Origin of the sequence: Microbacterium sp. bgisy203 (assembly GCF_965345155.1) — a bacterium.
Lineage (GTDB): Bacteria > Actinomycetota > Actinomycetes > Actinomycetales > Microbacteriaceae > Microbacterium.
Genome location: NZ_CBDRLZ010000003.1, coordinates 187,333 through 213,548 on the forward strand (window position 1 = coordinate 187,333; position 26,216 = coordinate 213,548).

Genomic DNA, 26,216 nt, shown 5'->3' on the forward strand with positions numbered 1-26,216 from the left:
TCCCGCGAGACCGCGTGTTCTCGACGAGACCCGCGCTCTGTTCCGGCGGTCTCGTCGAGAAGAGGCGGTCTCGCGGGATCTGCCGGGCGCGGGCGCGGCGCGGGCGGGGCGGGGCGAGGCGCGGGGCGCGGCTGGGGTGAGGTGAGCGGGTGAGGATCGAAGCGGTGGATGCCGGTGACGCGCGCGCCGTGCTGCGCGGGCTCCGCGGCGCGGTGCTCGGCGCGGGGCCGGCGATCGCCCTCGGCGCGGGCGGCGCGGGAGCCGCCCCGCTGCCGGCCGAGGTGCCCGCCGGGACGGCCGTCGTCGTCACGACCTCGGGGTCGACCGGCTATCCGAAGTCGGTCGCCCTGAGCCGGTCCGCGCTGACGGCCTCGGCGCTCGCGACGGCCGCCCGTATCGGTGAGGGGGCGTGGCTGCTCGCCCTTCCGGCGGGGTATATCGCCGGCGTGCAGGTGCTCGTCCGCTCGCTCGTCGCCGGGCGCGAGCCCGCGATCCTGTCGGGGTCCTTCTCGGCGACCGCGTTCACCGCGGCGGCCTCGGCGATGGCCTCGAGCGACGGAGGGCATCCCGTGCCGACCTACACGTCGCTCGTGCCGGCGCAGCTGCAGACCGTGCTCGACGCCGTCGACGCGGGCGATGCGGGTGCCGCGCGCGCCCTCGCCTCGTTCGCCGCGATCCTCGTCGGAGGGCAGGCTCTCGACCCCGCCCTCGCCGCGCGCGCCGCCGCGGCCGGCGCGCGCATCGTCCGCACCTACGGATCGAGTGAGACGGCGGGAGGGTGCGTGTACGACGGCATCGCGCTCGACGGCGTGGGTGTGCGCATCGACGGCGGCGAGGTGCAGCTGTCGGGGCCGACGCTCGCCGACGGGTACCTCGGCGCCGACTTCGCCCCGGACCCGGCGCGCACCGCCGCGGCCTTCACGATCGACGGCGCCGGCACCCGCTGGTATCGCACCGGCGACGCGGGCGTCGTCGAGGGCGGTCGCCTCCGGGTGACGGGCCGCCTCGACAACGTGATCGTCTCGGGCGGCGTCAACGTGTCGCTCGACCGGGTCGAGGGGGTCGTCCGCTCGCTCGACGGGTTCGCCGATGCCGTTCTCGTCCCCGTCGCCGACGAGCGGTGGGGTGAGGCGTCGGTGGTCGTGTCCGCGGGGGCGGCGGCCCGCCGCCCCGGCGCGCTCGACGCCGTCCGCGACGCCGTCGAGCGCGCTCTCGGCAAGCCCGCCCGGCCACGCGCGGTCGTGCCGGTCGACGAGGTGCCGCTCCTGCCGAGCGGAAAACCCGACCGCGTCGCCCTCCGCGCCCTCGTCGCCGACGAGGCCCCAGTCGCCGACACGACCCCCGCCCCCGACCCGACCCCCGCCCCCGACGAGGCCCCGACCGCCGATTGATCACCATCCGTCGGATCGATGGTGCTGGTGTCGACAGCTGTGCATCACCCGTGCACACCCGTCCCATCGATCCGACGGATGGAACCGCACCCGCGGCGGATTAGGCTTTCGGGCGTGGCAGGCAGCACTCCCAAGAAGAACGCCCGGAAGAAGCACACCGGCAAGAAGAGCCAGGGTCCTCAGAAGCAGAAGCCGCACGGCGACGCGCAGAAGGCCCATGTCTCGCGCGACCCCGCGCACGTCGAGAAGGCGACCCTCGGCGACTGGATCGGTGCGGCGCGTCTGCGCACCCTGCCGCTCGCCGTCGCACCCGTCATCATCGGCACCGGCGCCGCGCTCATCCCCGACGTCCCGTTCCACTGGGTCATCGCGCTGTGCTGCCTCGTGCTCGCCGTCTCGATCCAGATCGGCGTCAACTACGCCAACGACTACAGTGACGGCATCCGCGGCACCGACGACCACCGCGTCGGCCCCGCCCGACTGACCGCGAGCGGCACGGCGTCGCCGCGCGCGGTGCTCACCGCTGCGCTCGCCTTCTTCGGCATCGCGGCGGTCGCAGGCCTCGCGATCATCATCCGCACGGGCCACTGGTGGATGCTCCTCGTGGGAGCCGCGTGCCTGGCCGCCGCGTGGTTCTACACCGGCGGCAAGCGCCCGTACGGCTATGCGGGCCTCGGCGAGCTGTTCGTCTTCGTCTTCTTCGGGCTCGTCGCGACCGTCGGCACGACGTACGTGCAGGCGGATGCCGTGCCGCAGGAGTCCTGGTTCGGCGGCGTCGTCGCGGGGCTGTTCGCCTGCGCCGTGCTCCTTGCCAACAACCTCCGCGACATCGACCAGGATCGCCTGTCGGGCAAGCGCACGCTCACCGTCCGCATCGGCAAGCGCGCGACGCAGGTCGTCTTCACGGTGTTCATGCTCGTCCCGTTCGCGATCGTCGCGTTCCTCGCGCAGTTCTACCCGCGCGCGTGGCTGGGGCTTCTCGCCCTCATCCCGGCGCTCTGCGCGGTCCTGATCGTCTGGACCTACCGCCGCCCGCGCGAACTCGTGGTCGCGCTGAGCCTCACGTCGCTGACGTCGCTCGCGGTCGCGATCTTCCTCTTCGTCGCGTTCGCGCTCTGAACCCCACGGCGCCGAACCCCACGGCGCCGAGCCTCAGACCGAGGTGCGGCGTCACTCCTCGGTGACGGCGTCCTCGGCATCCTCGTCGGTGGTCTTGCGCGTGCGGGCACGGCGCTCCGCGAGACCGGCGGTCATGTCGTCGAGCGGGCGACGCAGGAACAGCGTCGAGAGGCTGAGGCCGATGAGAGCCGCGAAGATCGCCGCGAGCCAGTAGTACTCGCGCATGATCGGGAAGAGCATCATGATGCCGAACGGCACGAGGAAGGCCAGCAGGCGCAACACCGTGTAGACGATCGCCGAACGAGCACGCATAGCCCCAGTTTAGGCCGCGCGCCAGCCCTCTCGCCCCCGGGGCCGTTCCGGGCGAACGTACATTCCGCGCGCCTAGGTGTACTGATCGGGAACGTTGATCAATCGTGAGAAGGGCGGCTGGTTGCCGCGGGCCGTGTGGGGACGATGCTGGTTGTATTGGTGGAGCCAGGCTTCGAGAGAGTCGCGGCGTTCCTGCTCGCTGATGTAGCAGCGGGCGTAGGCCCACCCGTCGGCCATGGTGCGGTGGAACCTCTCGACCTTCCCGTTGGTCTGCGGCCGGTACGGACGAGTCCGCTTCGGGGTGATCGACAGTGCTTCGCAGGTGTCGCGCCAGAGGTGCGATCGGTACGCACCACCGTTGTCTGAAAGCACTCGCTCGATCGCGACGCCGCGGTCGGCGAACCAATCAACGGCCCGACGCAGGACAGCGACAGCGGTGAAGGCGGTCTCGTCGTCGTGGACCTCGGTGTAGGCGACTCTGGAATGGTCATCGATGACGGTATGCACGAATGCATATCCGAGCTTCGGATTGCCATAGACGTTGCGTGACTTGTCCTGCGCCGCGGCGCGGTTCTTCTCGCCTTGGTGGCGACCAACGTAACGCCAGCCGCCACCGTCGGGGATGTTGCCGAGCTTCTTCACGTCTACGTGCACCATTGATCCCGGATGATCGTGCTCGTAGCGGCGGACGGGCTCACCTGTTTCGCGGTCGACATGAGAGAGTCGGTTCAAGCGGGCTGATCGCAAGATTCGATGAACCGTCGACGGCGCGATGTTGAGTCTCGCAGCGAGCTGGACCGGACCTTCCCGCAGACGCATTCGTAGGCTGACGCACCTCTTAGTCACGGTCTTGGACGTCTTGCCAGGAGACCTCCGTGGCCGCGAGGAGCGATCCTGCATCGAATCGCCGGCGAGGTATCGATCGACCCAGCGCTTAATTGTCGGCCAGGACACTTGAAAGCGGGCCGCCAGGCGGGGGATCGACGTCGCCGCTGGCCTCCCTTGCTGTGGTCCGCAAATCAGTGTCGCTCGCGAACAGGGGCCTGCAGGGTGACGTGTCCCGTCACGCTGTTGACCTGCCGATAGATGCCGAAACTGGTCAGGTGTCGCTTCTCTAGCTCGGCATCGATCAGGACCCAGGCATCCCCGATGCTCTCTGGCGGTCCATCGAAGGTGACCGTTACGCCTTCCGAGGCCTCCGGCACGACGATCCTGCTGACCGCCTCAGATTCGGGGCGCGTCGTAATCCCGGCTGAGACGGTGATCTGGTCGTCGTCCGTACCGTCATACAGAAGCACGATCTCTTCATCGGTGTGAGGGAGGTCCCGGTGCAACTGTTTGACGGCGTGACCGATCTCGGTCTCGTCAAGGACGGTGGTGCTCAGCCCCCAAATATTGAGGCTGGGCAGTGCGGTGATGGACAGATTCATGATGATCTCCATGGACTTGCTCTGGATGATGTCCAGCCGGTGCTGAACGTGGACCAGACGTGTTGAAGCCTCGGTGATCTGCCGCTGCAGGGCGTCTACCTGGTGAGTGAGAAGCACTTCCAGAGTGGACTGCTCAAGATGCGGATCGAGCAGCTGCCCGATCTCGGCCAAGCCGAACCCCAGCGCGCGCAGTTCCGCAATGGCACGCACGCGCCCAAGCTGGCTGTCCTGGTAGCGCCGATAGCCGGTTACAGGGTCGGTAGTAGCTGGGGTCAGCAACCCCTCGCCTTCCCAGTGCCGCAGCATGCGCCGCGAGACACCAGTGCTATGCGCGATCTCTCCGATACTCAACATGTCGACCCCCACCAGACCGCATCACACAGTGTCAAGGTCAATGCTCCCAGAGAGAGTCGCTCTACCAACGTCTCCGGTCAGTACAGCTAGCGACCTCTCACGAGGCGCCACGCCACGCCGCGACGGGCGTCGACGCGCTCGACCTCGCCTTCGTCTCGCAGTTTCTGGGCGGCCCATCGAATGTCGTACTGCCAGGTGTAGAAGAGATCTTCCGCCGCCCTGAGGTCCTGTTCGTGCCGTCGCCACACGACCTTGCTCACGTCCACGACGCGACCTTCGCCTCCAAGATGGCAGCAAAGAACCCCGGTCCCTGCGGGGGACCGGGGTCACGGGGCGGAGACGGTGGGATTTTCGCCCATCTGTTCTTTGTCCTGCACTTTCATCGCTCTCGCGAAGGCAGTGTCTGCCCCGCGTCAAGTCTTCCTCGACGACCACGGCGACCGACACCAGCGGCCACGCAGTCTCCGGACCGCCCCACGTAGAGGCTCGCGGGCTCCTCTCCGTGGTTCCGGGAAGGACATCGCCGCCAGCCACAGTCGGACAGAGCGCGGCTTCGCCGCGCGCGCCCTCGCGACGGGGGCTCTGGATGGACGCGAGTCGGAGGTCGCTCCATCGGATGAGCCACCTTCGGCATCGCCCGTGCGCGATCTGCGGTGTTGATGGGCTCTTCGGACATCTGGTGGGGATCAGGGGGTGAGTCCGCCGGCGGCGAGGAGCATGCGGAGGCGGTAGTTGGTGCGGTTGCGGTAGCCGCGGGCGAGGCGGCGGTGGAGCTCGATGATGCCGTTCACTGCCTCGGTGGGTCCGTTGTTCGCCCGTCCGGTGGTGAAGTAGGCCAGGAACGCCTCGCGCCAGCGCCTGAGGGTCCGCCCGAGGCGGGCGACCTCGGGGATGGGGCAGGTGTGGAAGGAGTCCAGGATCTTCTCGGCTCGCTTCTTGCCCGCGGCGGTGTCCCTGTCGCGGTAGGTCGCGCGGAGGTCCTGGGCGCAGCGCCAGGCGATGTAGACCTCTTCGTGGGCGGGGTCGGCCTGGATCGCGGTGGCGAGGCGGTCCAGCTGTTTGTCGGTGAGGTTCTCCGCCCCCGGCCCGCAGGATCGTCTGGATGCCGTAGAGGGGGTCACCCTTGCGGCCGCGGTGGCCCAGGGTGGTCTGCTGGACGCGGCGGCGGACCTCGTCCACGACCTGGGTGCCGAGCTTGACGACGTGGAAGGCGTCCAGGACCGCGACGGCGTCGGGGAGCTCCTCGTCGATCGCGGCCTTGTAGCCTCCGAACGGGTCCAACGCCGCCACGGCGATGTTCTTGCGGAAGGTGTCTCCGCGGGCGGTGAGCCAGTCGGTGTAGGCCTTCTTGGACCGGCCCGGGACCAGGTCCAGCAGCCGGAGTGCACCCGTCCCTGCTCGTCGCGGGTGAGGTCGACCATCCCGGTCAGCTCCTTCGGCCCCTTCCGGCGTGGGTCGCCGTGGTGCCAGATGTGTTCGTCGACCCCGAGGCTCTTCACGCCCGCGAACCGCTGCTCCTGGCTGTCGAGGTGTTCCAGGACGGGCTTGATCGCGCGCCACATCGTCTTCCACGCGATCCCGAGCTGGCGGGCCAGGCCGCTGATCGTGGCGTGCTCACGCCGCAGCTGCTCCATGGCCCAGGCAACGGCCCGGGCCGTGACCGATCCCCGCGCCCGGACCAGGTCGGGGACCTGCTCGGTGAACGTCCCCCGCGCACACGCGGGATCGGGGCAGCGCCAGACCCGTTGCCGCCAGAGCAGCACGACACGCGTGCTCCCGTGGGGCACGTCGGGCAGGCGCCGGACCCGCCGGCCCCGGCTCGGCGCGACCACCCCGCAGTCCGGGCAGCCCATCAGCTGCGACGGCGTGGAGACCTCCACGCGCATATGGCCGTCGGTGCGCTCGACGCCCTCGACATGGACCACACCCTCCAGCCCCAGGAGGAGATCACAGCGCGGGCAGGGGTCACCTGTGGAAGGCGCGCGCACGCACGCCGTGGCGTTGGTCAACGTCGAGGTCCTTGAGACGAATGGTTGCTTGGTCGCTACCGATCATCGAGGACCTCGACCCCTACCCAACCCCGATCACACCCCGACCCTCACTCCCCACCAGATGTCCGAAGAGCCCGGTGAGCTCCTCCTCCAGCGCCGCCTCCAGGACCTGTTTCGTCAACCCGGTCAACAGGCCGCCCGGGCCGACGAGATCGACCCCCGCCTCCCGCGCCTGGTCCACCAGCCGGTGAGCCAGCGCCTGCTTGTCATCCTCGCCCATCATCATGGGCTCGATCGTCTCGGTCATGCTGCCCGCTTCCCCGCCAAGCACCATCCCGGCGTGTCAGGCCAGACCCCCGCCCACCGTTCTTCTGACACTCCCCGTCAGGGTTGAGCGGCGTCGAGTTGTCCGAGCGTGAACGTCCAGCCTTCCCGGTAGGCCTCGGCGGGCGCATCGTCCTCCCACGGCCCGCTGTGCAGCACGGTGACGCGTGTGCCTTCGGCCACTGGCTCGAGTCGGATGTCGACCGCCTCGTCGGGCACCTCGCCCTCGGCGTCGCGCCACTCCCACGTGTACGCCAGGTGCGTGGGTTCCTCGACCACGAGGTAGACACCTCGGAGATCGATGCCCGCTCCCGGCGCCTGGATTCGGTATGTGCCGCCGCGGCGCGCATCGGCCTCGATGTGCACGTCGCTCCAGTGGTTCCACCACCAGGTGCGGAGCCCATCGGCGGTGGCGAAGGCGGCCCACACACGTTCGATCGGGGCGGCGATGACGCGCTCGAGAGTCATCGGCGCGCGCGTGATGCTGCTCCATCGTGCGACGCCGTCGGACTCGATCTGCTCGTCATCGGGCGCGTCGGTCGCAGCGGCGCCGAGCGACCGCGCGAGCGCCTGCAACGTCTGCTCCCAGCCGCCTCCATAGCCCACGGCGTGATCCGGCTGCTCGAGCGTGTGCTGGAGCTCGAGCGTGGTCGTGCCCTCGTCGGCTGGTGCGATGCGTGCCGTGATGACGCTCTCGGGCTCCCCTTGCCATGACCAGGCGACGGCGATCTCGTCGTCGCCGCACCTGAGCACGCGCCCCTCGGCGACATCGTGCTCGTCACCGAGAACCACGGTGAACCGGTCCCCGACCTGGCTGGGCTCGCCGTTCACGGTGCCGAACCATCGTGAGAGGCGGTCGACGTTCGCGCACGCGTCGCGGACCTCGGCGGGACTCGCGCGGTAGGTGCGCCGAAACGTCAGCTGCGGGCGCTCGCGGGTACCGGTGAGCGCTCTCGAGACCACGCTCAGATCATCTCTCGTCATTCTGCATCCTCCTGGTGGCGGGCTTCTCTTCGACCTCGTGCGAGCTCCGTCTCCAGCGCGTCGAGCCGCTGTGGCCACAAGCGCGCATAGCGCTCGACCCACCCGGCGACCTCGTCGAGGGCACCGGGCACGAGACTGTAGAGGCGCCGGGATCCCACGGGCCGGGCCTGGACGATCTCGGACTCTCGCAGCAGCCGCAGCTGATTCGAGACGGCGGGCTGCCCGATGCCGAACTCGACCATGACGACCTCGCCGACCTCGCCGGCGGTGCGCTCACCATCGGCGAGCACCTCGACGACGCGTCGACGCACGGGATCGGCGAGAACGGCGAACTGGCTCACGTCACGCACGGTATCATCTGTTAGTGATATTTATCAATGGCGATATGTCGCTCCCGCCCATCGACGGGTGTGCCGGCCTCGATGTTGCGACGCACCGAGCGGGCCAGCTGGTCCGCGTGTGAGCCATCGGCCGGAACGGTCGCGAGGATCGTGCGCGCTGGGTCTTGCTGGCCGCTGAGCCACAGCGACGCCGACGCCACTCCACCCTCGGCTACCGTACCCCCGCGGACGTCCACGCCGAGCACACACGTCAGACCGCAGCCGCGGCCTGATCAACAAAGAGACTGTCTAAGAAACTTGACACAGCCCATTGGGCGCCTTGCGCCGTGTGGAAGGACAGTGCGGGTTCGAGCCAGGCGTCGAGCCCGGCCCCCTGGAGGGTAGCCTGTTCAATGCTGATCCAGCCGTCGCCCATGGGGCGGTCTGCTCCCATCAGCGCGGGGTGGGCGCCGGGGCGGGCGAGAAGGTCCTTCGCGGCCGCGGGGTCGATGCGCAGCAGGAGTTCTCCCGCTCGGCGCGCGGCGACGACCATGCGTCCCTCGATCATGAAGGACACGCCGCCGAACATGGACACTTCACGAGGGCTGCGGTCACTTAGCGCTTCACGTACCCGCTCGATGAGGTCCTCCTGGTCCGTCATCGCCCGCCCTTCTCGATGTACTCGGGTCCGCTGTAGTGCAGGTTCAGTGACGTGATGCGCCCGCCGTCGAACGTGAAGAACTCCGCGAAGGTCATCGGGCCGCCGGGCATGGTTGCGGTGTAAAGCACGGCCGACCCGTGAGGACTGTGCACGTCGTGGATGATCTCGATCTGCTGGACCGTCCCGATGAAGCCGGCGGCGCCGACTAGGAAGCCCTCGGTCGCATCGGGGAGATGTCCAGCGAGGGAGCCGGTGAAGTCGAGGTGGTCGCCCAGCAGGGGTCGCAGGGCGGCTCCGTCCTGGTAGGCGTCGATGCCGGACTCGAGGATCCGGTAGTAGTCCTTGAGGACCTGTGGTGAGTCTGAAGACAAGGTGGCAGACATGACTCTCCTTGGCGTGAGAATAGTGCTTGATACTTTCAAGCAGATACTTGATAAAGTCAAGGGGGTCACGTGAAGTCCTACGGTCAGCTTTGTTCAATCGCCCGCGCGCTGGATATCGTCGGCGATCGCTGGACTCTCCTGATCGTGCGGGAGCTCCTGATCGAGGGTGAACTGCGCTTTGGTGAATTGCAACGGGGCCTGCCCGGCATTGCGACGAACTTGCTCACCCAGCGCCTGCGGGACCTCGAGACGGACGGTGTCGTCATCCGCGAGCCCTCATCGGGCACTTCGGGCACACCGACATACCAGCTCACCGACCGCGGCCGGGCCCTAGATGGAGTGCTGCGTGAGCTTCTCAAATGGGGCGCCCCGACAGTTCCGGATGCACCGAGCGACGCGATCTTCCAGATGCATTGGCTCAGCCAACCAGCTCGATTCCTCCTCAAAGATCACCGACCGGACGATCCCGCGGTCGTCATCCGGTTCGGCACCTTCGTCGACGGCTTTGACCTCACCGCAGCCAGCGGCACCATCACGGTGAACCCCTGCCAACGCGACACCAGCCCCCTGGCGACGGTCACGGGGCCGGGGCCGATCCTGGTGGCACTCCTGCAAGGCGCGATGCCCCTACCCGCTGCTATCGCACGAGGTGTGCAGGTCGCTGGTGATGCCGGAGCCTTGACGCGAGTGCTCCCACCGCCTCCGCCCGCGTCAACTAATGTCCCCGGTCAGTACACCTAGGATGGCCTCGTGGTGCGAATCCTTCTGCCGGCAGCGCTGCTGTTGCTCGCCTTCTGGGTGTACAGCATCGTCGACTGCGCCATCGTCTCGCCCACCCGCCACCGTGGCGTGAGCAAGCCGGTCTGGATCCTCATCGTCGTGCTGTTCCCCGTGCTCGGCGGCATCCTCTGGTTCGTCGTCGGCCGCGGCCGCGAGCGCGCCCCGTCGGTCTACCGGGCGCCCGACGACGACCCGACCTTCCTCGGGTCGATCGGGTCGATCAGCGATCAGGACGAGCGCATCCGCCGGCTCGAGGCGGAGCTCGCCGCGCTCGACGCCGAGGACGCCGACCCCGACGGACCGCCTCGCCCCGCCGCCGGCTCCGCCACGCCCGACGACGAGGGCGACACGCCCCGCGGCGCGCACGGCTGACCCGTGGACGAACCGCGCACGGCCGACGAGGACGCATCCCTGAGGCACGCCTCCCGCAGCGCCGCACCCGCGACGGATGCCGCCGCCGCCCTCCTGGCGCGGCTCGTCGAACTGGGCGTCCGCCACGTCGTCGTGAGCCCGGGCTCGCGCTCGCAGGCCCTCGCGCTCGCCGCGGCGGCGCTCGAGGAGCGCGGCGCGGTGGCGGTGCACGTCCGCATCGACGAGCGCGTAGCGGGCTTCACCGCGCTCGGGATCGGGCGGGAGACCGGCATGCCCGCCGTCGTCCTGTGCACGTCGGGGACGGCCGTCGCGAACCTCCTCCCGGCGGCGCTCGAGGCGCATCACGCCGGGGTGCCGCTCGTCCTCCTCACCGCCGACCGCCCGCCCGAGCTCCGCGGTGTCGGCGCCAACCAGACCACCCGCCAGCCCGGGATGTTCGCACCGAGCATTCGGCTCGAAGCCGACCTCCCGGTGCCCGAAGAGGTCGACGACGACGGCGCGGGCGAGCAGTCCGCCGCCCTCCGGCGCGTCGCGGACGAGGCGATCGCCGCGGCGCTCGGCGCCGGCACGCGCCAACCCGGGCCGGTGCACCTGAACCTCCCGTACCGCGAACCGCTCGCGGGCGCCCTGCCCGCGTGGTTCAGCATGCCGACGGTCGAGCTGTCGACGACCGGAACCGACCCCGACGACGTCGCGGCGGGCGAGCCGCCCGTCGAGCCCGAGCCGTCCGGCGCGCTCTACCAGGGCGGCGGGGGGATCGGCGAGTCGAACCGCCCGACCGACCCCGACCTCGACCCGCACGTGCTGCGTCGCGGCCCGCGCACCGTCGTGGTGGCCGGGGCGGATGCCGGGCCTGCCGCCGAGGCACTCGCGCACGCCGGCGGATGGCCCCTCGTCGCCGAGATCGTCTCGGGGTCGCGCTTCGGACGCAATCTCGTGCACGGCTACCGAGCGCTCCTCTCCGACCCTGACCTCGGCGGGCGCGTCGAACGGGTGATCGTGTTCGGGCATCCCACGCTCAGCCGCGAAGCGACGCGTCTGCTGTCGCGCGACGACGTCGAGGTCTTCGCCGTCCGCGGACCGGGGGAGCCGCTCAACCTCAATGGCTCGACCACCGCCATCGACGCCGTGACCGTCGCGGTCGGTGACATCGACCGAGACTGGTTCGGGGCGTGGATGCGCGCGTCGCGCGCCGCCGCCGTCGACCTCACGCCCGCGGCGCCCGATGCGGACGCCCTGGCATCCGCCGTCCCGAGCGAACGACTCGGGGCGATCGCCGCGGAGCTCGAGGTCGCCCGCGCCAAGATCGATCGGACGACGCTCGTGGATGCCGTATGGCGCGCGACCTGGCCGCACGATCGCCTGCTCTTCGCGTCGTCGCGGCTGGTGCGGGTCGCCGACGAGGTGCTCGGCGGCAAGAAGGTGCCGGTGCACGCGAATCGCGGCCTCGCGGGGATCGACGGGACGATCGCGACCGGTCGCGGCATCGCGATCGCGAGCCAGGCGGGCGGAGCCCCCGGTGTCACGCGCGTGCTGATGGGCGACCTCGCGTTCCTCCACGACGTCGGCGCGCTGCTGCTCACGCCCGGCGAAGAGCTGCCGCGCATCCAGGTGATCGTCGGGAACGACGGGGGAGGGACGATCTTCGACGGGCTCGAGGTGGCATCGGTCGCCTCGCCGAGCGCCATGGATCGTGTGCTCTACACGCCGCACGCCGTCCGGCTCGCAGCTCTCGCCGACGCCTACGGCTGGACGTACGTGTCCGCCGCGACGCGCACCGAACTGGACCAGGCGCTGACGGCGCCCGTCACCGGGCCGCAGCTCATCGAGGTCGCGCTCGCGCGCTGAGCCCGGTGCGCCCCTCCCTAGACTGAGCCGGATGCCGACGACGTCCACCCTCCTCGTGACCGACCCCGCCCGGCCCCGGTGGGACGGCGACGGGCCGCGACCGCTGCCGATCCACTTCTGGGAGCCGGACGGCCCCGGTCCCCACCCCGTCGTCCTCCTCTCGCACGGCACCGGCGGCAGGGCGAGCGACCTCGCCTGGCTCGCAGAAACCCTGTCCCGCGCCGGATTCCTCGTCGCGGCCACCGACCACCACGGCAACACGTCGGCGGGCGACTACCTGCCCGAGGGCTTCGCCTTCGTGTGGGAGAGGCCGACCGACCTCTCCCGTGTGCTCGACGTCGTGCTCGCGCGCGGAGACGCCGACCCCGCTCGCGTCGGCGCGGCGGGGTTCTCGCTCGGCGGGTACACGACGATCGCACTCCTCGGCGGGCGGATCGACCCTGTCGTCGCGACGCTCGTACTGGCGGGGGCCGCACCGCTTCCGCCGCTGCCGGAGTACCCGGACCTCGTCGACGCGTTGCGCGCACGCCACGACGAGGCTGAGATCGCTGCCCCCATCGCGGCGGGAGCCGGTTCGCGACGCGACGCGCGGGTGCGGGCGGGATTCGCGATCGCCCCGTCGATCGGTGCGCTCGTCGACCCGGCGAGCCTCGCCGAGATCACCGCGCCGCTCGCCCTCCGGTGGGGCGACGCCGACGACAACGCGGTGCCCGAGGACAACGCGCTCGCGTATCTGGCGGGGGTGCCGACGGCATCCGGTCACAGCGTCGGAAGCGATATCGGCCACTACGTCTTCCTGGCGGCGAGCGAGGACCCCGGTGACGTCCGCGGGACCGTGGCACAGGATGCCGTGGCGTTCTTCACCCGTGAGCTCGCGTCATCGGCCAAGATGTGACCATGAGCGACACCTCTTGGAACGACGACCCGTCCCGGCTGCTGCGCGTCACCGACGGCTTCCGCCTGGCCGAGGTCGACCCCGGCGCGACACCGGGGTACCGCGACGGCAAGAAGAGCGGCGAGAACGACCTCGCGCACGGCACGAAGCAGTTGGACGAGCTGCAGGAGCGGCTCTACGCCCAGAGCCGCGTCGTCCCGCAGAGCCCATCGCTGCTCCTCGTGCTGCAGGCGATGGACACGGCGGGCAAGGGCGGGATCGTGCGGCACGTCATCGGAGCGACCGACCCGCAGGGCGTGCACCTGAAGGCCTTCAAGGCGCCCACCGAGGAGGAGCGAGCCCACGATTTCCTGTGGCGCGTCGAGAAGGAGGTGCCGGGGGCGGGATACATCGGCGTCTTCGATCGCTCTCATTACGAGGACGTGCTCATCGGTCGCGTGCGTTCGCTCGCGCCGCCCGAGGAGATCGAACGACGATACGGGGCGATCGTCGATTTCGAGAAGCTGCTCACGGATGCCGGCACCCGCATCGTCAAGGTCATGCTGCACATCTCTCCCGACGAGCAGAAGAAGCGTCTCGCGAGCAGGCTCGACCGCCCCGACAAGCACTGGAAGTACAACCCCGGCGATGTCGATGAGCGCAAGCTCTGGCCCGACTACATGGACGCGTACCAGAAGGTCTTCGAGCGGACCTCGACCCCGGATGCCCCGTGGTACGTCGTTCCCGCCGACCGCAAGTGGTATGCGCGGCTCGCTGTGCAGACGCTGCTCATCGACGCGCTGCGCGACATCGACCCGCAGTGGCCCGCCGCCGACTTCGACGTCGAGGTCGAGAAGGCCCGCCTCGCCGCGACCTGACCGCCGTGACGTGACCGCCGTGACGTGACCGCCGTGACGTGACCGCCGTGACCGGTCGCCGAGCGGGCGGCGCCGCCGCGGGTCGACAAGTGTGGTCGCGCGCTACGCCAGCGCGTCGACGATGGGCCGGAACTTCACGCGCGTCTCGAGGAGTTCCGCCTCGGGGTCGCTGCCGGCGACGATCCCGGCGCCCGCGTGCGCCCGGAAGGGGATGCCGCCCCCCGTCTCGGCGGCGAGGTCGAACTGCGCGCCGCGCAGCGCGATCGCCCACTCGCCGTCGCCGCGCGCGTCGATCCAGCCGACCGGCCCCGCGTAGCGCCCCCGGTCGGACGGCTCGATCCGCGAGATCGCGGCCACCGCGGCATCCGTCGGCGTTCCTGCGACCGCGGCCGTAGGGTGCAGCACCTCGACGAGGTCGAGCGCGGACGTGTCGGCCGCGGTCGTCGCCTCGACGTCGGTCGCGAGGTGCCACACGTTCGGAAGCGGCAGGGTGAAGGGCTGCTCGCTCGCCGCGAGCGCCGAAGTCAGGGGCGTGAGCGCGTCGACGAGGCTACGGACGGCGTAGCCGTGCTCGGCGAGGTCCTTCTCGCTGGAGGCCAGGGCCAGGGCCGCCTCGCGGTCGGCATCCGGATCTGCGCCGCGCGCGAGCGTCCCGGCGAGGACGCGCGCCGTGACGGTGCCGCCCGCGACCGTGACGAGGGTCTCGGGACTCGCTCCGATGAGTCCGTCGACGGCGTAGACCCACGTGTCGGGATAGCCGGTCGCGAGCGAGCGCACCAGGCGGCGGAGGTCAGCGCCGGGCGGCACCGTGCCGACGAGGTCGCGGGCGAGGACGACCTTGCTGACCTCGCCGTCGGAGATCGCGGCGAGGCCCGCGCGGACGGCATCCTGATACCCGTCCGGAGTGAGCGCCCCCGGGCCAACGGCGGCCGACCAGTGCGCGCCGAACGGGATCGCCTCGGGCGCGGCCGGCTCCGGCTCGCCGTCGCCGGGCAGCACCCAGGTCGCCCACGTCTTCTCTCCCCGGTGTCCGATCGTCAGGCGCGGGACGGTGAGCATGCCGGAAGAGGACGAGTCGGGCGCAAAGGGGAGCGCGCCGAAGGCGATGAGGCCGGAGCCGGATTCCTCGACGTGGTCGTCGATCTCGGCGGCGGCGGTCACCTGACGCCAGCGCTCCGCGAGGTCCGCGGTCTCGTCCGCCGGTGCCGTGAGGGTGAGGGCATCGCCGACGCCGACGAGCCAGGCGCCGCGCCGCGTCCAGACGAGAGGGTCGTGCGGATCGGCGTACTCGAGCAGGTCGCCGAGCGGCGCGATCTCACGGGTGATCACCCGCATCCGGACGGGAGCCTGGGCGGTGTCACTCACCCGACCAGCCTATTCCCGGTGGCGGGGCGCCCCGGTCGCGGCCCAGGCCCGGCCGACGCGTCGCCCCCGAAACACAGCCAGCCCGAGGCACCGTCGCCCCCGAGGCGCAATCGCCTCCGAGACACAACTCAGGCAGAACCCCGCGATCGGGCCGCGAGAGGCGCCGCGCGCCCCGATCTGCCTGAGTTGTGTACACGGCGTAGGCTCCGAGCATGACCGAACGCCCCGCCCTCGGCAGCCCGCTCGTCTTCCGGTGGCGCAAATGGGACGGCTCTCCCCATTGGGAGCACGACTGCGTCTATCTCGGCGCCGACCGCTGGGGGGACTGGGTCGGTCAGCGGGACGGGTGGCGCAGCGCTCGTCCCGGGGTCGACGGCGTCGCCGAGGGCGACAACGTCACTCTCGTCCCGCCGTCGGGCGAGTTCGCGGCGACCTTCAACGCGACCCATCCCCGCATCGAGATCTACATCGACCTCGGCTGGGATATCCGGTGGGAGGCGGGCGCGCCGACCGGCATCGACATGGACCTGGATGTCGTCCGCGCCCGCGACGGACGCGGCATCTACATCGACGACCGCGACGAGTTCGCCGAGCATCGCGTGCAGTTCGGCTACCCCCTCGACATCGCGTCGCGCGTCGAGCAGGTCGCCCTCGATCTGGAGCGCGCGGTCACGGAGGAGTCCGCCCCCTTCGACGGGCCGACCGCCGCCCACTGGCTCGCCCAACTCGATCGCCTCGCCGGTCGGTAGCGGAGGCGGCGCGGATGCCCGCCGCGCACGGGAGAGACGCGCATAGGATCGAACGGTGACCTCCCGCCCCGCCGAGCAGCACCCCGCCCACGCCGCGGACCCGCACCGCGCCGATCTCGGTAAGGACCCGTCGCGTGTGAGCGGCATGTTCGACGAGGTCGCGGCGGGCTACGACCGCACGAACACGGTGCTGAGCCTCGGCAACGACCGGCTCTGGCGCATCGCGACGACGCGCGCCGTCGCACCCAAGCCCGGGCAGCGCATCCTCGACCTCGCCGCCGGGACGGGTGCGAGCTCCGTGAGCCTCGCCCGCTCGGGCGCCGAGGTCGTCGCGGGCGACTTCTCACCCGGCATGATCGCCGAGGGTCGGCGCCGCCACGGCGATGTCCCGAACCTCACCTTCGCCCACGCCGACGCGATGGACCTCCCGTTCGAGGACGACAGCTTCGACGCCGTTACGATCTCGTTCGGGCTGCGCAACGTCAACGACCCGAAGAAGGCGCTCGCCGAGATGCTCCGCGTCACCGCGCCGGGCGGCAGGCTCGTCATCTGCGAGTTCTCGCACCCGCAGAACCCCGCCTTCACCGGTCTCTACCGCTTCTACAACGACCGCGTGCTCCCCGTCGTCGCCAAGGCCGTGAGCAGCAATGCGGATGCCTACGACTACCTCAACGAGTCGATCCGCGACTGGCCCGACCAGAAGACGCTGTCGACGTGGATCCGGGACGCCGGGTGGACGGGCGTTGCTCACCGCGACCTCACGTTCGGCATCGTCGCCCTCCACCGAGCAATCAAGCCCGCCGCGACCGCACCCGCCGCGACCGCACCCGGCGCGGTCAACCCCCAGCCGTGACGTCCGGCGACCCCGGTAGGCTGGTCGGGTGACTCCGAGTCTTCCCGCTTCTGGTGAGCGCCTGTCGGCCCAGCTGGGCCTGACCGAGCGCGTGCTCGCGGGGCCGCGCATGCGGAAGCTCCTCGGCATCGTCGAAGACGGTCTCGACGAGGTCGAGGCGACCCTCGCCCGCGAGCTCACCGTCAGCGACGCCCTCGCCGACGCGACCACCCGCTACCTCTACGAGGCGGGCGGCAAGCGGGTGCGACCGATGCTCGCGCTCCTCACCGCGCAGCTCGGCTCCGGCACCACCGAGCACGTCATCGCCGGGGCGACCGCGCTCGAGATGACCCACCTCGGCTCGCTTTACCACGACGACGTCATGGACGGCGCCGACGTTCGCCGCGGCGTGCCGAGCGCGCACGCCGTGTGGGGCAACAACGTCGCGATCCTCACCGGCGACCTCCTCTTCTCACGCGCCAGCCAGCTCATGGCCCAGATCGGCGAGCGGGCGATCCGCCTGCAGGCCGACACCTTCGAGCGCTTGGTCCTCGGTCAGATGCACGAGACGGTCGGTCCCCCGTCGGGGGAGGACCCGGTGGAGTTCTACCTGCAGGTTCTCGCCGACAAGACGGGGTCGCTCATCGCGGCATCCGCTCAGGCCGGCGTTTTCTTCTCCGACGCGTCCGACGACTACGTCGCACCGGTTCTGGAGTACGGCGAGAAGGTCGGCGTCGCCTTCCAGCTGCTCGACGACGTGATCGACCTCTCCGCCGACCCCGCCGAGACCGGCAAGGTCCCCGGCACCGATCTGCGCGCGGGCGTCCCGACCATGCCGTACCTGCTTCTCGGTCGCGCATCCGATCCGGCATCCCGCTCTCTGCGCGCCACGATCGACGACGGCGTCGCACGTATCGCCGACGGCGCCGACCCCGCGATCCTCGACGATGCCATGACGCGGCTGCGCGAGCACCCGGCCACCGAAGCGACGCGCCGGCAGGCGTACGAGTGGGCGGATGCCGCGGTCGCAGGCCTCGAGCCGTTGCCGCAGGGCCCGGTGCGCGAGGCGCTCGTGAAGCTCTCGCACGTCATCGTCGACCGCTCCAGTTGACCGCACGTGCGGCGGGGCGCTGGGACGCGCTGCGCTCGCTCAACGACCGGATGAACACCTCTACGACCGGACAGAACCAAAGGACACACCCATGACCAAGCTCAGGCTGGCCATCGTCGGCGCGGGCCCCGCCGGCATCTACGCGGCCGACATCCTCCTGAAGGCCGAGCGCAAGTTCGACGTCTCGATCGACCTGTTCGACCACCTTCCGGCGCCCTACGGTCTCGTCCGCTACGGGGTCGCGCCCGACCATCCGCGCATCAAGGGCATCGTCAACGCCCTTCGCGACGTGCTCGACCGCGGCGACATCCGCATCTTCGGCAACGTCCGGTTCGGTGAGGACATCACCCTCGACGACCTCAAGAACCACTACAACGCGGTGATCTTCGCGACGGGAGCGATCCGGGACGCCGACCTCGACATCCCGGGCATCGACGCGGTCGGCTCGTACGGCGCCGCCGACTTCGTCAGCTGGTACGACGGGCACCCCGACTTCCCGCGCGAGTGGCCGCTCGACGCGCAGTCGGTCGCGGTCGTCGGCGTCGGCAACGTCGCCCTCGACGTGGCGCGCATCCTCGCGAAGCACCCCGAGGACCTTCTCCCCACCGAGATCCCCGCGAACGTCCAGGCGGGGCTCGAGGCCTCTCAGGTCACCGATGTGCACGTGTTCGGGCGTCGCGGGCCCGCACAGGTGAAGTTCACGCCCCTGGAGCTGCGCGAACTCGGCGAGCTGCGCGACGTCGACATGATCGTCCACGACGAGGACTTCGACTACGACGAGGCGTCGAAGGCCGCGATCGCCTCGAACAAGCAGGTCATGGTGATCGACCGGGTGCTGCAGTCGTGGCGCCAGCGCCCCGGCGTCAACGACTACGCCGGCGCCGACGACGACACCCCGCGCGCCTCGCGCCGCCTGCACCTGCACTTCTGGGCCAAGCCGGTGGAGCTCAAGACCGAAGCCGGGCGCGTCTGCGCGATCGTGTACGAGCGCACGCAGCCCGACGGCGAGGGCGGCGTCGAGGGGACGGGCGAGCTCCGCGAGATCCCCGTGCAGCAGGTCTACCGCGCGGTCGGGTACTTCGGGTCGCCGCTGCCGGGCGTGCCCTTCGACAAGAAGCACGGCGTCATCCCGAACCACGAGGGCCAGGTGCTCAAGAAGGACTCGAACGAGCGCGTGCCCGGCGTCTACGCGACGGGGTGGATCAAGCGCGGCCCCGTCGGGCTCATCGGGCACACGAAGTCTGATGCCATGGAGACGATCAGCCACCTGATCAACGATCAGGGCTCGTGGTGGACGCCCGAGGACCCCTCGCCGGAGGCGATCCCGGCGCTTCTCGAGGCGCGCGGCGTTCGCTGGACCGACCTCGACGGCTGGCACCGCCTCGACGAGCACGAGATCGCGCTCGGCGCGCCGCACGGGCGCGCGCGCATCAAGGTCGTCGACCGTGACGAGATGGTCGACGTCTCCCGCGCGGAGGGCTGACGCCGATCCTCCCGGGCGCAGGGATCCGAGCCCTCGCCCCTGGGTAGGCTGTCTCCATGGCGACAGGGAGCGGGCAGGAGTGGGTCACCGACATCCTCGGAGAGCCGTTCGAGCAGCGGACGCTGCCGCTCGGCGAGGATGCCGAGGGAGAGGTCGTCGCGACGCTCGTGCGGTCGCTCCCACCCGGCGACGCCCCGCTGTCGGATGCCCCGCTGCAGGGCGTCGATGTGCTCTACGTCCACGGATGGTCGGACTACTTCTTCCAGACCGAGCTCGCCCGATTCTGGAACGACCTCGGGGCCCGGTTCTACGCGCTCGATCTGCGGAAGTACGGACGGAGTCAGCGGCCCGGGCAGACGCCCGGCTACGTCGCCGCGCTCGATGAGTACGACGCCGACCTCGATGCGGCGCTCGCGGCGATGCGCGAGGAAGGCGTCCAGCGCCGGCTCATCCTCATGGGCCACTCGACGGGAGGACTGACGCTGAGCCTGTGGGCGGCGCGGCACAAGAACACCGTCGCCGCGCTCGTCCTCAACAGCCCGTGGCTCGAGCTCCAGACCGGCGCGGTCGGGCGCCAGGCGATCGCCCCGCTCGTGTCGGCGCGGGCGAAGTTCGATCCGCTCGGCTCGCACCCCGTCGTCGACCTCGGCTTCTACACACGAGCGCAGCGGGAACTCGGCACTCTCCCCGACAGCCCCGAGGGGTGGCGGCCGGAGCGCGGGTTCCCCACGCACCCGGGGTGGCTCGCGGCGGTCATGGCGGGCCACCGGACGATCGCAGCAGGCGTCGACATCGACTGCCCCGTCATCGTGCTGCTCTCGCGCGGCTCGACCGCGCCGATCCAGTGGTCTGACGCGATGACGTCGACCGACAGCGTGCTCGTCGTCGACGACATCGCGAAGGCCGCGACGAAGCTCGGGAACGAGGTCACGATCCGGCGCATCCCGAACGCGATCCACGACATCACCCTCTCCGCACCCGAGCCGAAGGGTGCGGCGTACGCGGCGCTGCGCGACTGGCTCACCACCGGGGCGCTCGCCGACGGCTGCGCGCCGCCCGCCGAGGAGACGCGTGAACCACGCACGCGCGCGGCGGCGGTGTGAACGAGCGGGCGGGCGGGCAGTCCGCCGCCGACGACGGCGAGTTCGCGCAAGCGGTTCGCTGGCTGCAGCGGGCCAGCGGCGATCCGATGGCGGATGCCGCTCCCGGTCGGCTGACGGTGAGGGCGGTGGCGGCCCCCGTCGGGCGCTCCCGGTACCAGGAGTGCCGGTTGGAGCTCGAGGTCGCGTTCGCCGGTGACGAGGCATCCGCGCTTCCGCGCCCGATCGTCGTGCACGAGGCGGTCTTCCCCCGTGTGCGCTGGCCCGAGGTCGGGCAGGTCGCGCCCGCGATGATCGGGCGTTCGGACCCGCGCGTCTTCGAGGCGAGATGGGATGCTCTGCGCTGAGGGCCTTGCGCTGAGAACTCCGGCGCGGGGGCATGCGCGTCCGAGCCGCTCAGCCGAGCAGCTGGGGATGGGTGAGGCGCCACCAGCCGGTGGGTTCCTCGATCGTCCCGCGCACCTGGACCGAGGCGATCGCGCTGCGCGGACCGGCCGTCCAGGTCACGGTACCGACGTGCTCGCCGTCGGTGTACGCCACCGGGGTGCCGATGTCGGTCGTCACCTCGATCGGGGTGTCCGACCAGGTCCGGATGGACGCCGAGTCGACGATCACGAGCTCGGCGGAGGCGCCCCACGCCGTCTCGTAGATGCCGATGGCCGTGCCGGCGGGCGCGAGTGCGACGTCGTGGAACCCGTCCGCGATGCTGCCGAGGAGCGCGCGGACCGCGGCATCCTGCGATTCGCGTGACGTGCCGCCGAGCGTGACGCCCGTGACCGACAGGGGTTCGCCGACGCCGGTCGGGACGGTCGCGGTGAACAGGAGCGCGAAGGTCCCCTCGCCGAGGTTCCCGGTCTTCAGCCCCGTCACGCCGCTGTCGCCGAGGAGCCTGTTGGTGTTGTTCACACGGCCGGTGACCTCGGTCGTGTAGGTCGCCGAGCCCGCGAGCGCGGCGATCGTCGGGTGCGCGGCGGCGAGCTGCCCGATGCGGACGAGATCGCTCGGGGTGCTCACGTTCCGGGGGCTGAGGCCCGTCGGCTCGACGATGGTGGTGCCGGTGAGGCCCTGGCGGGCGAGCCAATCGCGGGTCGCCGCGAGGAACGCGCCGCGCGAGCCGAACGCGCACGTGGACACGGCGTCGGCGTAGTTGCTCGCCGAGGGGATGAGCATGAGCGCGAGCGCGTCGCGCAGCGGCATCGAGCTGCCCGTCGGCATCGCGGCGATCGCGGCGCCCTGCACGTAGTACTCGTCGTACAGGTCGTGGTCGGCCTCGGTGAAGGTGATCGTCGGACCCGGATCGTCGGGGCCTGCGAGCGGATGTGCGTCGAGGACGACGAGCGCGGTGATGATCTTGCTGACGCTCGCGATCGAGCGCGGCTCGTCGCCGCCGGCGGCCAGGGTGAGTCCGTCGGCGCCGATGAACTCGGCCGCGCCGTTCGTCACGACGAGGGTCGTGCCCTCGGCCGGCAGGGTGAAGGATGCCGCGGCCCCGGCCGCCGCGGTCGGCGTGCGGGTCGTCGCGACGGGATCGGGGAGGGGCGCGTTCAGAGCCCACATGACGTAGCCGGTGACGGATGCCGCGAGCACCGCGAAGACGACGAGGAACGCGACGCCCGCGCGCCGTGCGCGGCGGCGCCGCCGGGCGCGCGCGGCTCGTTCGGCTTCGGTGGGCGCGTCTTCTCCGCCGCGACGGCGCCCGCCCGGCTCGAACAGCTCGGCGAGCGGGTCGGGCGCGGTCATCTCGGCTCCGCCGCGGCGACGCGGTTCTCGCGGACGACGCCGATGATCACGAGGGCGATGCCCGTCGCGGCGAGCCAGGCGGCGAAGAGGACGCCGGCGGAGACGGGCGCGAAGGCCATCGCCGATATCGGCGACCCCCCGGCGATCGCCATACGACCGCTCTCGCAGACGAGCGCGACGGTATAGACGACGGCGCACACGAGAAGCGTTCGCACCGCGAGGCTGGGTGACGCCCCATCGTGTCGGGCGTGCCGGAGCGCGCTGACGCCGAGCGCGAGGCCGCCGAACGCCGCCGCGAGCGACAACGCGATGGTGGCGGTGTTTCCGATCCCGCGGAGGACGTCGCCCAGCGGCCCGTTGCAGAAGTTTGCGCGGTTCGCGCCCCACTCGATGACATTCGCGCAGAGGAGGCGGTACGCCACCATGTCCATCAGCGGCACAACGGCAGAGACCGACGCACCGCCCAGCAGGAGCGCCCAGCCCCACCCGGTCGGACTCCGTCGTCGCCTCGTTGCGACCTCGACGCCCACGCTCAGCGGTAGTTGACGAACTGCAGGTCGACGTCGAGGTCGGCGGCCTTCAGCATCCGCTGGACCTCCTGAAGGTCGTCGCGCGACTTCGACTGCACGCGCAGCTCGTCGCCCTGGATCTGCGACTTCACGGACTTCGGCCCCTCGTCGCGGATCATCTTGGAGATCTTCTTCGCATCCTCCGACGAGATGCCCTCCTTGAGGGTGGAGGTGATCCGGTACTCCTTGCCGGATGCCTGGGCCTCACTGGAGTCGAGCGACTTCAGCGAGATCCCGCGCTTGATCAGCTTCGACTGGAAGACGTCGAGCACCGCCTTCGCGCGCTCCTCGCTGTTCGCCTTGATGAGGATGGCCTCGCCGGACCATTCGATCGAGGCATCCGTGCCCTTGAAGTCGTAGCGCTGCTCGACTTCCTTGCGCGCCTGGTTCAGAGCGTTGTCCGCCTCCTGGCGGTCGATCTTGGAGACGATGTCGAAACTTGAGTCAGCCATGGCGATCAATCTACCCGGCGTCGTGCGCCGAGGAGCGAGGGTAGAGACGTGCGACGGCGTCAGCGAAGAGCTCGCGCTGCCGTGCGGCGGACGGCGTCAGGTGGAGGAGGGCTTCGCCGAATGCTCCGACCGTACCCTCGCCGCAGCGTCTCACGCCCCGTCGTGTTCGGCTCGCAGGACAATCGGTCGCGGCCTCAGCTCGATCCGCGTGATTCCGGGGGCTCACCTCGCAGGTGTTACGAGATCTCCTGCGAGCCGAACGCCGCGGGCGCGGCATCGACCGGTGCGCCCGGCACCAGGACGCCGCGCACTCGCCCCGATCGCCGCGCCCCGCTCGTAGACTGGGCGGATGCTGCCGCTGACCGAAGACCAGGTCCGCGCGGCGCTCGTGAATGCGTCGCCCGATGAGCGCGACCGGATGGCTGTGCCGCTGTCGTTCGTGCTCGCCGACTGGGACCACCTCGACTTCCTCGCCTGGCCCGACCCCGACAACCGCGGTCGCGGATACGTCGTCGTCGAGCACGAGGGCGTGCCGACCGGAGTCGTGGTGCGCGCGGCATCCGGATCGCGCTCCCGCGCGGCGATGTGCAACATCTGCCACACGATGCAGCCGGGCAACCAGGTGTCCCTGTTCACCGCGCGCCGGGCGGGGGAGCCGGGCGAACGCGCCGACAGCGTCGGCACCTACATCTGCACCGACCTCGGATGCCACGAGAACGTCCGCCTCGCGGCGCCCCTCGCGCCGAGCGAAGTGCGCGCGAGCGTCGACCGGCGCATCGACGGCACGCGCCGCCGCGTCGAAGCGTTCGTCGAGCGCGTCGTGGCACCGGACTGAGGTCTCGGTTTTTCGCATCGGCCGCGGCCTAGTAAGATAGGTGATCGCGCCTCCGCTCGACTGAACAAGCCGGTCGGGTGCGCACTGGCGAGTTACCCAAGCGGCCAAAGGGATCTGACTGTAAATCAGCCGTCTTCGACTTCGGGGGTTCGAATCCCTCACTCGCCACTCAGGAGAAATACCTGATCAGACAGAAAGAAGCGCCCCTCTCGGCTCCGGCCGGAGGGGCGCTTTCACGTACGGCGAGCGATCGGCGATCTCGCCCCAGTGAGCGACAGGGTCTTCGGTCGGCGCGTACGGAGATGATGCCCGGACCTCGAACCCCGAGCTCGACGACACGGTCACGTAGGAGACGGGTACGGCGACGACGAGAAGGATCAACCCGCCGATCGCGAGAGGGCGGAAGACGGCCCGCGTTGCGAGGGCGCACAGGAGCGTCGCCGCCCACACGGCGAGGATGATCAGCGTCGCGACGAGTCCCGTGCCGGCGCGGAACGAGGGCAGGCAGTTCGTCGGCGCCGGGTCGATGGCCGGGCAGACGCCGGTGCCGACGGGCACAGCGACGAGCCAGTTCAGCGCGACGGCGGTCAGCATCGCCACCGTCGCGGCGACGCCGAGCCCCACCCGGGCGGTGCGCGAGGGGCGGGCGTGCGTCGTCGAAGCCGTCATACCCCGAACCTAGCGAAGCGCACCCCGTCCGTCCGGTATCCACAGATTTCCGGCATCCCGCACGGGCGCACGCATCTCTGTCAGGATGAGCAGAGGCCGCCGGATGGCGCGCCCCGCCTGCCGAGAGGATCCCCCATGAGCGAACCGATCACCGCACCCGCATCGAGAAAAGTCCTGAGGGCTTCCATCTGGGTCGCGATCGGCGCCCTCATCGCGGCCGCGCTCGTCAGCGTCGTGTGGGTGCTGATCGGCGATGACAACGGCATCGTCGGCAAGGCGTTCCTGACGATCCTGCTTCTCGCCGGGTTCGCCGGTGTCGCGATCCTCGAGGCGAACCTCGCCGCCCGCCGCCCCGCCTGGCTCGCCCTCGCGAGCATGATCTCGTGGGTGCTGGTCCTGCTGATCGGCGCATTCCTGATCTGGATGCCGACGGACGGCCAGTTCGGCATCGGCGCCGACCGGTTCTTCCGCTACGTCCTGATCATCTTGATCATCCAGGGCGCGCTCCTGCACGCGCGCCTGTTCGTGAAGGCGTACCTGCGCTACCAGACGACGTTCACGACGATCGTGGCGTACGTGACGATCGGCCTCGTCGTGATCCTCGCGATCATGCTCGTCCTTCCGCTCGTCACGGCCGAGTACGTCGACATCAAGCCGCTGTACTGGCGGGTCGTGGTCGCCCTTGCGATCCTGGCCGCGGTCGGCACGGCGCTCATCCCGCTGGTCAACGCGCTGTTCGCCCCCAAGAAGGAGCGGCCCGCCCCGCCGACCGGCTACGGCGCCGCGCCCTACGCGGCTCCCGCGCCTCAGGCCTGGCCGACGTTCGTCGATGGTGTGACTCCGCTGCCGGTCCTTCCCGACGGTACGCCCGACTGGAACGCGTACTACACGGGCTATCCGACGTATCCGCAGCCCGAACTCGCGGCGGCGCCCGTCGCTCCGCCGCAGGATGCCGCGCCGCAGGTCTACCCGTACGGCTACGCACCGGTGTCGCCCGTGGACCCGTACGCGCCGGCCGACCCCCAGGGCTTCGCCCCGGCCGCGGACCCCTACGCGGGCGCCCCGGCCGCGGACCCCTATGCGGGCGCCCCGGCACCGGAACCGTACGCCCCGGGGCCGGAGCCGTACGCCGCTCCGCCGGCGGACCCGAACGCGCCCGCGGCCCCGCCCGTCGCGCCGCCCGCGGCCGACCCGTACGCTCCGGCTCCGCCGGCGCCGCCGGTCGCTCCGTGGTACCAGGGCTACCCGCCGCCCCCGCCTGCTCCGCCGGCCGAGCAGCGCTGACTCGGC

The 26,216-nt window shown here is 70.7% G+C and carries 29 protein-coding genes, 1 tRNA gene and 1 pseudogene; 16 read left to right on the top strand and 15 right to left on the bottom strand.

Going from position 1 to position 26,216, the window contains the following annotated elements; genetic code table 11:
• Nucleotides 1-149: 149 nt before the first annotated feature.
• Together ACRVYW_RS06730 and ACRVYW_RS06735 are read left to right on the top strand one after the other, a co-directional pair.
• Complete coding sequence (locus ACRVYW_RS06730) at nt 150-1,391, top strand: AMP-binding protein (protein WP_431802947.1); 1,242 nt, start codon at nt 150-152, stop codon at nt 1,389-1,391.
• Nucleotides 1,392-1,505: 114 nt separating this feature from the next.
• The gene (locus tag ACRVYW_RS06735; RefSeq protein ID WP_431802949.1) at nt 1,506-2,510 is read left to right on the top strand and encodes a 1,4-dihydroxy-2-naphthoate polyprenyltransferase; all 1,005 of its coding nucleotides are present in this window, start codon (nt 1,506-1,508) and stop codon (nt 2,508-2,510) included.
• A gap of 51 nt (nt 2,511-2,561) precedes the next feature.
• On the opposite strand, the gene ACRVYW_RS06740 is transcribed toward ACRVYW_RS06735, so the two are convergent.
• The 10 genes and pseudogenes from ACRVYW_RS06740 to ACRVYW_RS06785 all read right to left on the bottom strand — a co-directional run bounded on the left by ACRVYW_RS06740 (nt 2,562) and on the right by ACRVYW_RS06785 (nt 9,269).
• Nucleotides 2,562-2,822: a DUF4229 domain-containing protein gene (locus ACRVYW_RS06740; protein ID WP_431802951.1), complete on the bottom strand. Its 261-nt coding sequence runs from the start codon at nt 2,820-2,822 to the stop codon at nt 2,562-2,564.
• Nucleotides 2,823-2,894: 72 nt separating this feature from the next.
• On the bottom strand, nt 2,895-3,845 hold the full coding sequence (locus tag ACRVYW_RS06745; RefSeq protein WP_431803329.1) for an IS481 family transposase: 951 nt from the start codon (nt 3,843-3,845) through the stop codon (nt 2,895-2,897).
• Nucleotides 3,842-4,618, bottom strand: a complete 777-nt coding sequence (locus ACRVYW_RS06750; protein ID WP_129458821.1) for a MerR family transcriptional regulator — start codon at nt 4,616-4,618, stop codon at nt 3,842-3,844. Before ACRVYW_RS06750 ends, ACRVYW_RS06745 begins: the two co-directional genes overlap by 4 nt.
• 74 nt (nt 4,619-4,692) lie before the next feature.
• Nucleotides 4,693-4,866, bottom strand: coding sequence for a hypothetical protein (locus ACRVYW_RS06755; RefSeq protein WP_431802953.1), 174 nt, complete (start codon nt 4,864-4,866; stop codon nt 4,693-4,695).
• Nucleotides 4,867-5,292: 426 nt separating this feature from the next.
• A pseudogene (locus ACRVYW_RS06760) lies at nt 5,293-6,615 on the bottom strand (ISL3 family transposase).
• Nucleotides 6,616-6,676: 61 nt separating this feature from the next.
• Nucleotides 6,677-6,904 (bottom strand): hypothetical protein, encoded by a 228-nt coding sequence (locus tag ACRVYW_RS06765; protein WP_431802955.1) that lies wholly within the window; start codon nt 6,902-6,904, stop codon nt 6,677-6,679.
• Between the two features lie 77 nt (nt 6,905-6,981).
• Entirely contained in the window at nt 6,982-7,905 is a 924-nt protein-coding gene (locus ACRVYW_RS06770) for an SRPBCC family protein (protein ID WP_431802957.1), read from the bottom strand.
• Entirely contained in the window at nt 7,902-8,246 is a 345-nt protein-coding gene (locus tag ACRVYW_RS06775) for an ArsR/SmtB family transcription factor (RefSeq protein ID WP_431802959.1), read from the bottom strand. Before ACRVYW_RS06775 ends, ACRVYW_RS06770 begins: the two co-directional genes overlap by 4 nt.
• A 250-nt stretch (nt 8,247-8,496) precedes the next feature.
• A complete protein-coding gene (locus ACRVYW_RS06780; RefSeq protein ID WP_431802961.1) occupies nt 8,497-8,886 on the bottom strand; it encodes a TfoX/Sxy family protein in 390 nt (129 codons plus the stop codon).
• The gene (locus ACRVYW_RS06785; protein WP_431802963.1) at nt 8,883-9,269 is read right to left on the bottom strand and encodes a hypothetical protein; all 387 of its coding nucleotides are present in this window, start codon (nt 9,267-9,269) and stop codon (nt 8,883-8,885) included. The genes ACRVYW_RS06780 and ACRVYW_RS06785 overlap by 4 nt, the downstream gene beginning before the upstream one ends.
• Nucleotides 9,270-9,338: 69 nt before the next feature.
• Here ACRVYW_RS06785 and ACRVYW_RS06790 point away from each other — a divergent pair, with 69 nt between their 5' ends.
• Genes ACRVYW_RS06790 through ACRVYW_RS06810 form a run of 5 tightly spaced genes read left to right on the top strand, consistent with a single transcriptional unit; the run spans nt 9,339 to nt 14,021 of the window.
• A complete protein-coding gene (locus ACRVYW_RS06790; RefSeq protein ID WP_431802965.1) occupies nt 9,339-10,010 on the top strand; it encodes a winged helix-turn-helix transcriptional regulator in 672 nt (223 codons plus the stop codon).
• 9 nt (nt 10,011-10,019) lie between these two features.
• Entirely contained in the window at nt 10,020-10,421 is a 402-nt protein-coding gene (locus ACRVYW_RS06795; protein WP_431802966.1) for a PLD nuclease N-terminal domain-containing protein, read from the top strand.
• Between the two features lie 3 nt (nt 10,422-10,424).
• On the top strand, nt 10,425-12,269 hold the full coding sequence (gene menD, locus ACRVYW_RS06800) for a 2-succinyl-5-enolpyruvyl-6-hydroxy-3-cyclohexene-1-carboxylic-acid synthase (RefSeq protein WP_431802968.1): 1,845 nt from the start codon (nt 10,425-10,427) through the stop codon (nt 12,267-12,269).
• A 31-nt stretch (nt 12,270-12,300) separates the two neighbouring features.
• Nucleotides 12,301-13,164 carry an alpha/beta hydrolase family protein gene (locus ACRVYW_RS06805; protein WP_431802970.1) on the top strand — a complete coding sequence of 288 codons (864 nt, stop codon included), beginning with the start codon at nt 12,301-12,303 and terminating at the stop codon, nt 13,162-13,164.
• Nucleotides 13,165-13,166: 2 nt separating this feature from the next.
• On the top strand, nt 13,167-14,021 hold the full coding sequence (locus ACRVYW_RS06810; RefSeq protein ID WP_431802972.1) for a polyphosphate kinase 2 family protein: 855 nt from the start codon (nt 13,167-13,169) through the stop codon (nt 14,019-14,021).
• Between the two features lie 102 nt (nt 14,022-14,123).
• On the opposite strand, the gene ACRVYW_RS06815 is transcribed toward ACRVYW_RS06810, so the two are convergent.
• Nucleotides 14,124-15,356, bottom strand: coding sequence for an isochorismate synthase (locus ACRVYW_RS06815; RefSeq protein WP_431803331.1), 1,233 nt, complete (start codon nt 15,354-15,356; stop codon nt 14,124-14,126).
• A gap of 242 nt (nt 15,357-15,598) precedes the next feature.
• Here ACRVYW_RS06815 and ACRVYW_RS06820 point away from each other — a divergent pair, with 242 nt between their 5' ends.
• The 6 genes from ACRVYW_RS06820 to ACRVYW_RS06845 all read left to right on the top strand — a co-directional run bounded on the left by ACRVYW_RS06820 (nt 15,599) and on the right by ACRVYW_RS06845 (nt 21,008).
• Nucleotides 15,599-16,135: a DUF402 domain-containing protein gene (locus tag ACRVYW_RS06820; protein WP_431802974.1), complete on the top strand. Its 537-nt coding sequence runs from the start codon at nt 15,599-15,601 to the stop codon at nt 16,133-16,135.
• A 55-nt stretch (nt 16,136-16,190) separates the two neighbouring features.
• Nucleotides 16,191-16,988, top strand: a complete 798-nt coding sequence (locus tag ACRVYW_RS06825; RefSeq protein WP_431802976.1) for a demethylmenaquinone methyltransferase — start codon at nt 16,191-16,193, stop codon at nt 16,986-16,988.
• Nucleotides 16,989-17,016: 28 nt separating this feature from the next.
• Nucleotides 17,017-18,078, top strand: a complete 1,062-nt coding sequence (locus tag ACRVYW_RS06830) for a polyprenyl synthetase family protein (RefSeq protein ID WP_431802978.1) — start codon at nt 17,017-17,019, stop codon at nt 18,076-18,078.
• A gap of 91 nt (nt 18,079-18,169) precedes the next feature.
• A complete protein-coding gene (locus tag ACRVYW_RS06835; protein WP_431802980.1) occupies nt 18,170-19,561 on the top strand; it encodes an FAD-dependent oxidoreductase in 1,392 nt (463 codons plus the stop codon).
• Nucleotides 19,562-19,617: 56 nt separating this feature from the next.
• Nucleotides 19,618-20,664, top strand: coding sequence for an alpha/beta hydrolase (locus tag ACRVYW_RS06840; RefSeq protein WP_431802982.1), 1,047 nt, complete (start codon nt 19,618-19,620; stop codon nt 20,662-20,664).
• A complete protein-coding gene (locus ACRVYW_RS06845) occupies nt 20,661-21,008 on the top strand; it encodes a hypothetical protein (RefSeq protein ID WP_431802984.1) in 348 nt (115 codons plus the stop codon). Before ACRVYW_RS06840 ends, ACRVYW_RS06845 begins: the two co-directional genes overlap by 4 nt.
• Nucleotides 21,009-21,057: 49 nt before the next feature.
• Here the strand turns inward: ACRVYW_RS06845 and ACRVYW_RS06850 are convergent, their stop codons facing one another.
• From ACRVYW_RS06850 to ACRVYW_RS06860, 3 genes are read right to left on the bottom strand one after another with little or no spacing between them, the layout of a single operon-like run.
• Nucleotides 21,058-22,401 (bottom strand): D-alanyl-D-alanine carboxypeptidase family protein, encoded by a 1,344-nt coding sequence (locus ACRVYW_RS06850; RefSeq protein WP_431802986.1) that lies wholly within the window; start codon nt 22,399-22,401, stop codon nt 21,058-21,060.
• Nucleotides 22,398-22,931 carry a hypothetical protein gene (locus ACRVYW_RS06855; protein ID WP_431802988.1) on the bottom strand — a complete coding sequence of 178 codons (534 nt, stop codon included), beginning with the start codon at nt 22,929-22,931 and terminating at the stop codon, nt 22,398-22,400. The genes ACRVYW_RS06850 and ACRVYW_RS06855 overlap by 4 nt, the downstream gene beginning before the upstream one ends.
• A gap of 2 nt (nt 22,932-22,933) precedes the next feature.
• Nucleotides 22,934-23,422, bottom strand: coding sequence for a YajQ family cyclic di-GMP-binding protein (locus tag ACRVYW_RS06860; RefSeq protein ID WP_431802989.1), 489 nt, complete (start codon nt 23,420-23,422; stop codon nt 22,934-22,936).
• A gap of 349 nt (nt 23,423-23,771) precedes the next feature.
• Between ACRVYW_RS06860 and ACRVYW_RS06865 the strand changes: the two genes are divergently transcribed.
• The gene (locus ACRVYW_RS06865) at nt 23,772-24,257 is read left to right on the top strand and encodes an FBP domain-containing protein (RefSeq protein ID WP_431802991.1); all 486 of its coding nucleotides are present in this window, start codon (nt 23,772-23,774) and stop codon (nt 24,255-24,257) included.
• A gap of 86 nt (nt 24,258-24,343) precedes the next feature.
• Nucleotides 24,344-24,425, top strand: a tRNA-Tyr gene (locus ACRVYW_RS06870).
• An 18-nt stretch (nt 24,426-24,443) separates the two neighbouring features.
• Here the strand turns inward: ACRVYW_RS06870 and ACRVYW_RS06875 are convergent.
• A complete protein-coding gene (locus ACRVYW_RS06875) occupies nt 24,444-24,926 on the bottom strand; it encodes a hypothetical protein (protein WP_431802993.1) in 483 nt (160 codons plus the stop codon).
• A gap of 135 nt (nt 24,927-25,061) precedes the next feature.
• Here ACRVYW_RS06875 and ACRVYW_RS06880 point away from each other — a divergent pair, with 135 nt between their 5' ends.
• A complete protein-coding gene (locus ACRVYW_RS06880; protein WP_431802995.1) occupies nt 25,062-26,210 on the top strand; it encodes a hypothetical protein in 1,149 nt (382 codons plus the stop codon).
• The last annotated feature ends 6 nt before the right edge of the window (nt 26,211-26,216 follow it).

Excerpts from the sequence above, each read along its gene's own strand:
- ACRVYW_RS06835 (WP_431802980.1), top strand. The coding sequence starts at position 18,170 with ATGACCAAGCTCAGGCTGGCCATCGTCGGCGCGGGCCCCGCCGGCATC.
- ACRVYW_RS06850 (WP_431802986.1), bottom strand. The coding sequence starts at position 22,401 with ATGACCGCGCCCGACCCGCTCGCCGAGCTGTTCGAGCCGGGCGGGCGC.
- ACRVYW_RS06865 (WP_431802991.1), top strand. The coding sequence starts at position 23,772 with ATGCTGCCGCTGACCGAAGACCAGGTCCGCGCGGCGCTCGTGAATGCG.
- ACRVYW_RS06820 (WP_431802974.1), top strand. The coding sequence starts at position 15,599 with ATGACCGAACGCCCCGCCCTCGGCAGCCCGCTCGTCTTCCGGTGGCGC.
- ACRVYW_RS06780 (WP_431802961.1), bottom strand. The coding sequence starts at position 8,886 with ATGACGGACCAGGAGGACCTCATCGAGCGGGTACGTGAAGCGCTAAGT.
- ACRVYW_RS06785 (WP_431802963.1), bottom strand. The coding sequence starts at position 9,269 with ATGTCTGCCACCTTGTCTTCAGACTCACCACAGGTCCTCAAGGACTAC.
- ACRVYW_RS06765 (WP_431802955.1), bottom strand. The coding sequence starts at position 6,904 with ATGACCGAGACGATCGAGCCCATGATGATGGGCGAGGATGACAAGCAG.
- ACRVYW_RS06880 (WP_431802995.1), top strand. The coding sequence starts at position 25,062 with ATGAGCGAACCGATCACCGCACCCGCATCGAGAAAAGTCCTGAGGGCT.
- ACRVYW_RS06810 (WP_431802972.1), top strand. The coding sequence starts at position 13,167 with ATGAGCGACACCTCTTGGAACGACGACCCGTCCCGGCTGCTGCGCGTC.
- ACRVYW_RS06860 (WP_431802989.1), bottom strand. The coding sequence starts at position 23,422 with ATGGCTGACTCAAGTTTCGACATCGTCTCCAAGATCGACCGCCAGGAG.
- ACRVYW_RS06805 (WP_431802970.1), top strand. The coding sequence starts at position 12,301 with ATGCCGACGACGTCCACCCTCCTCGTGACCGACCCCGCCCGGCCCCGG.
- ACRVYW_RS06815 (WP_431803331.1), bottom strand. The coding sequence starts at position 15,356 with ATGCGGGTGATCACCCGTGAGATCGCGCCGCTCGGCGACCTGCTCGAG.
- ACRVYW_RS06770 (WP_431802957.1), bottom strand. The coding sequence starts at position 7,905 with ATGACGAGAGATGATCTGAGCGTGGTCTCGAGAGCGCTCACCGGTACC.
- ACRVYW_RS06740 (WP_431802951.1), bottom strand. The coding sequence starts at position 2,822 with ATGCGTGCTCGTTCGGCGATCGTCTACACGGTGTTGCGCCTGCTGGCC.
- ACRVYW_RS06875 (WP_431802993.1), bottom strand. The coding sequence starts at position 24,926 with ATGACGGCTTCGACGACGCACGCCCGCCCCTCGCGCACCGCCCGGGTG.
- ACRVYW_RS06840 (WP_431802982.1), top strand. The coding sequence starts at position 19,618 with ATGGCGACAGGGAGCGGGCAGGAGTGGGTCACCGACATCCTCGGAGAG.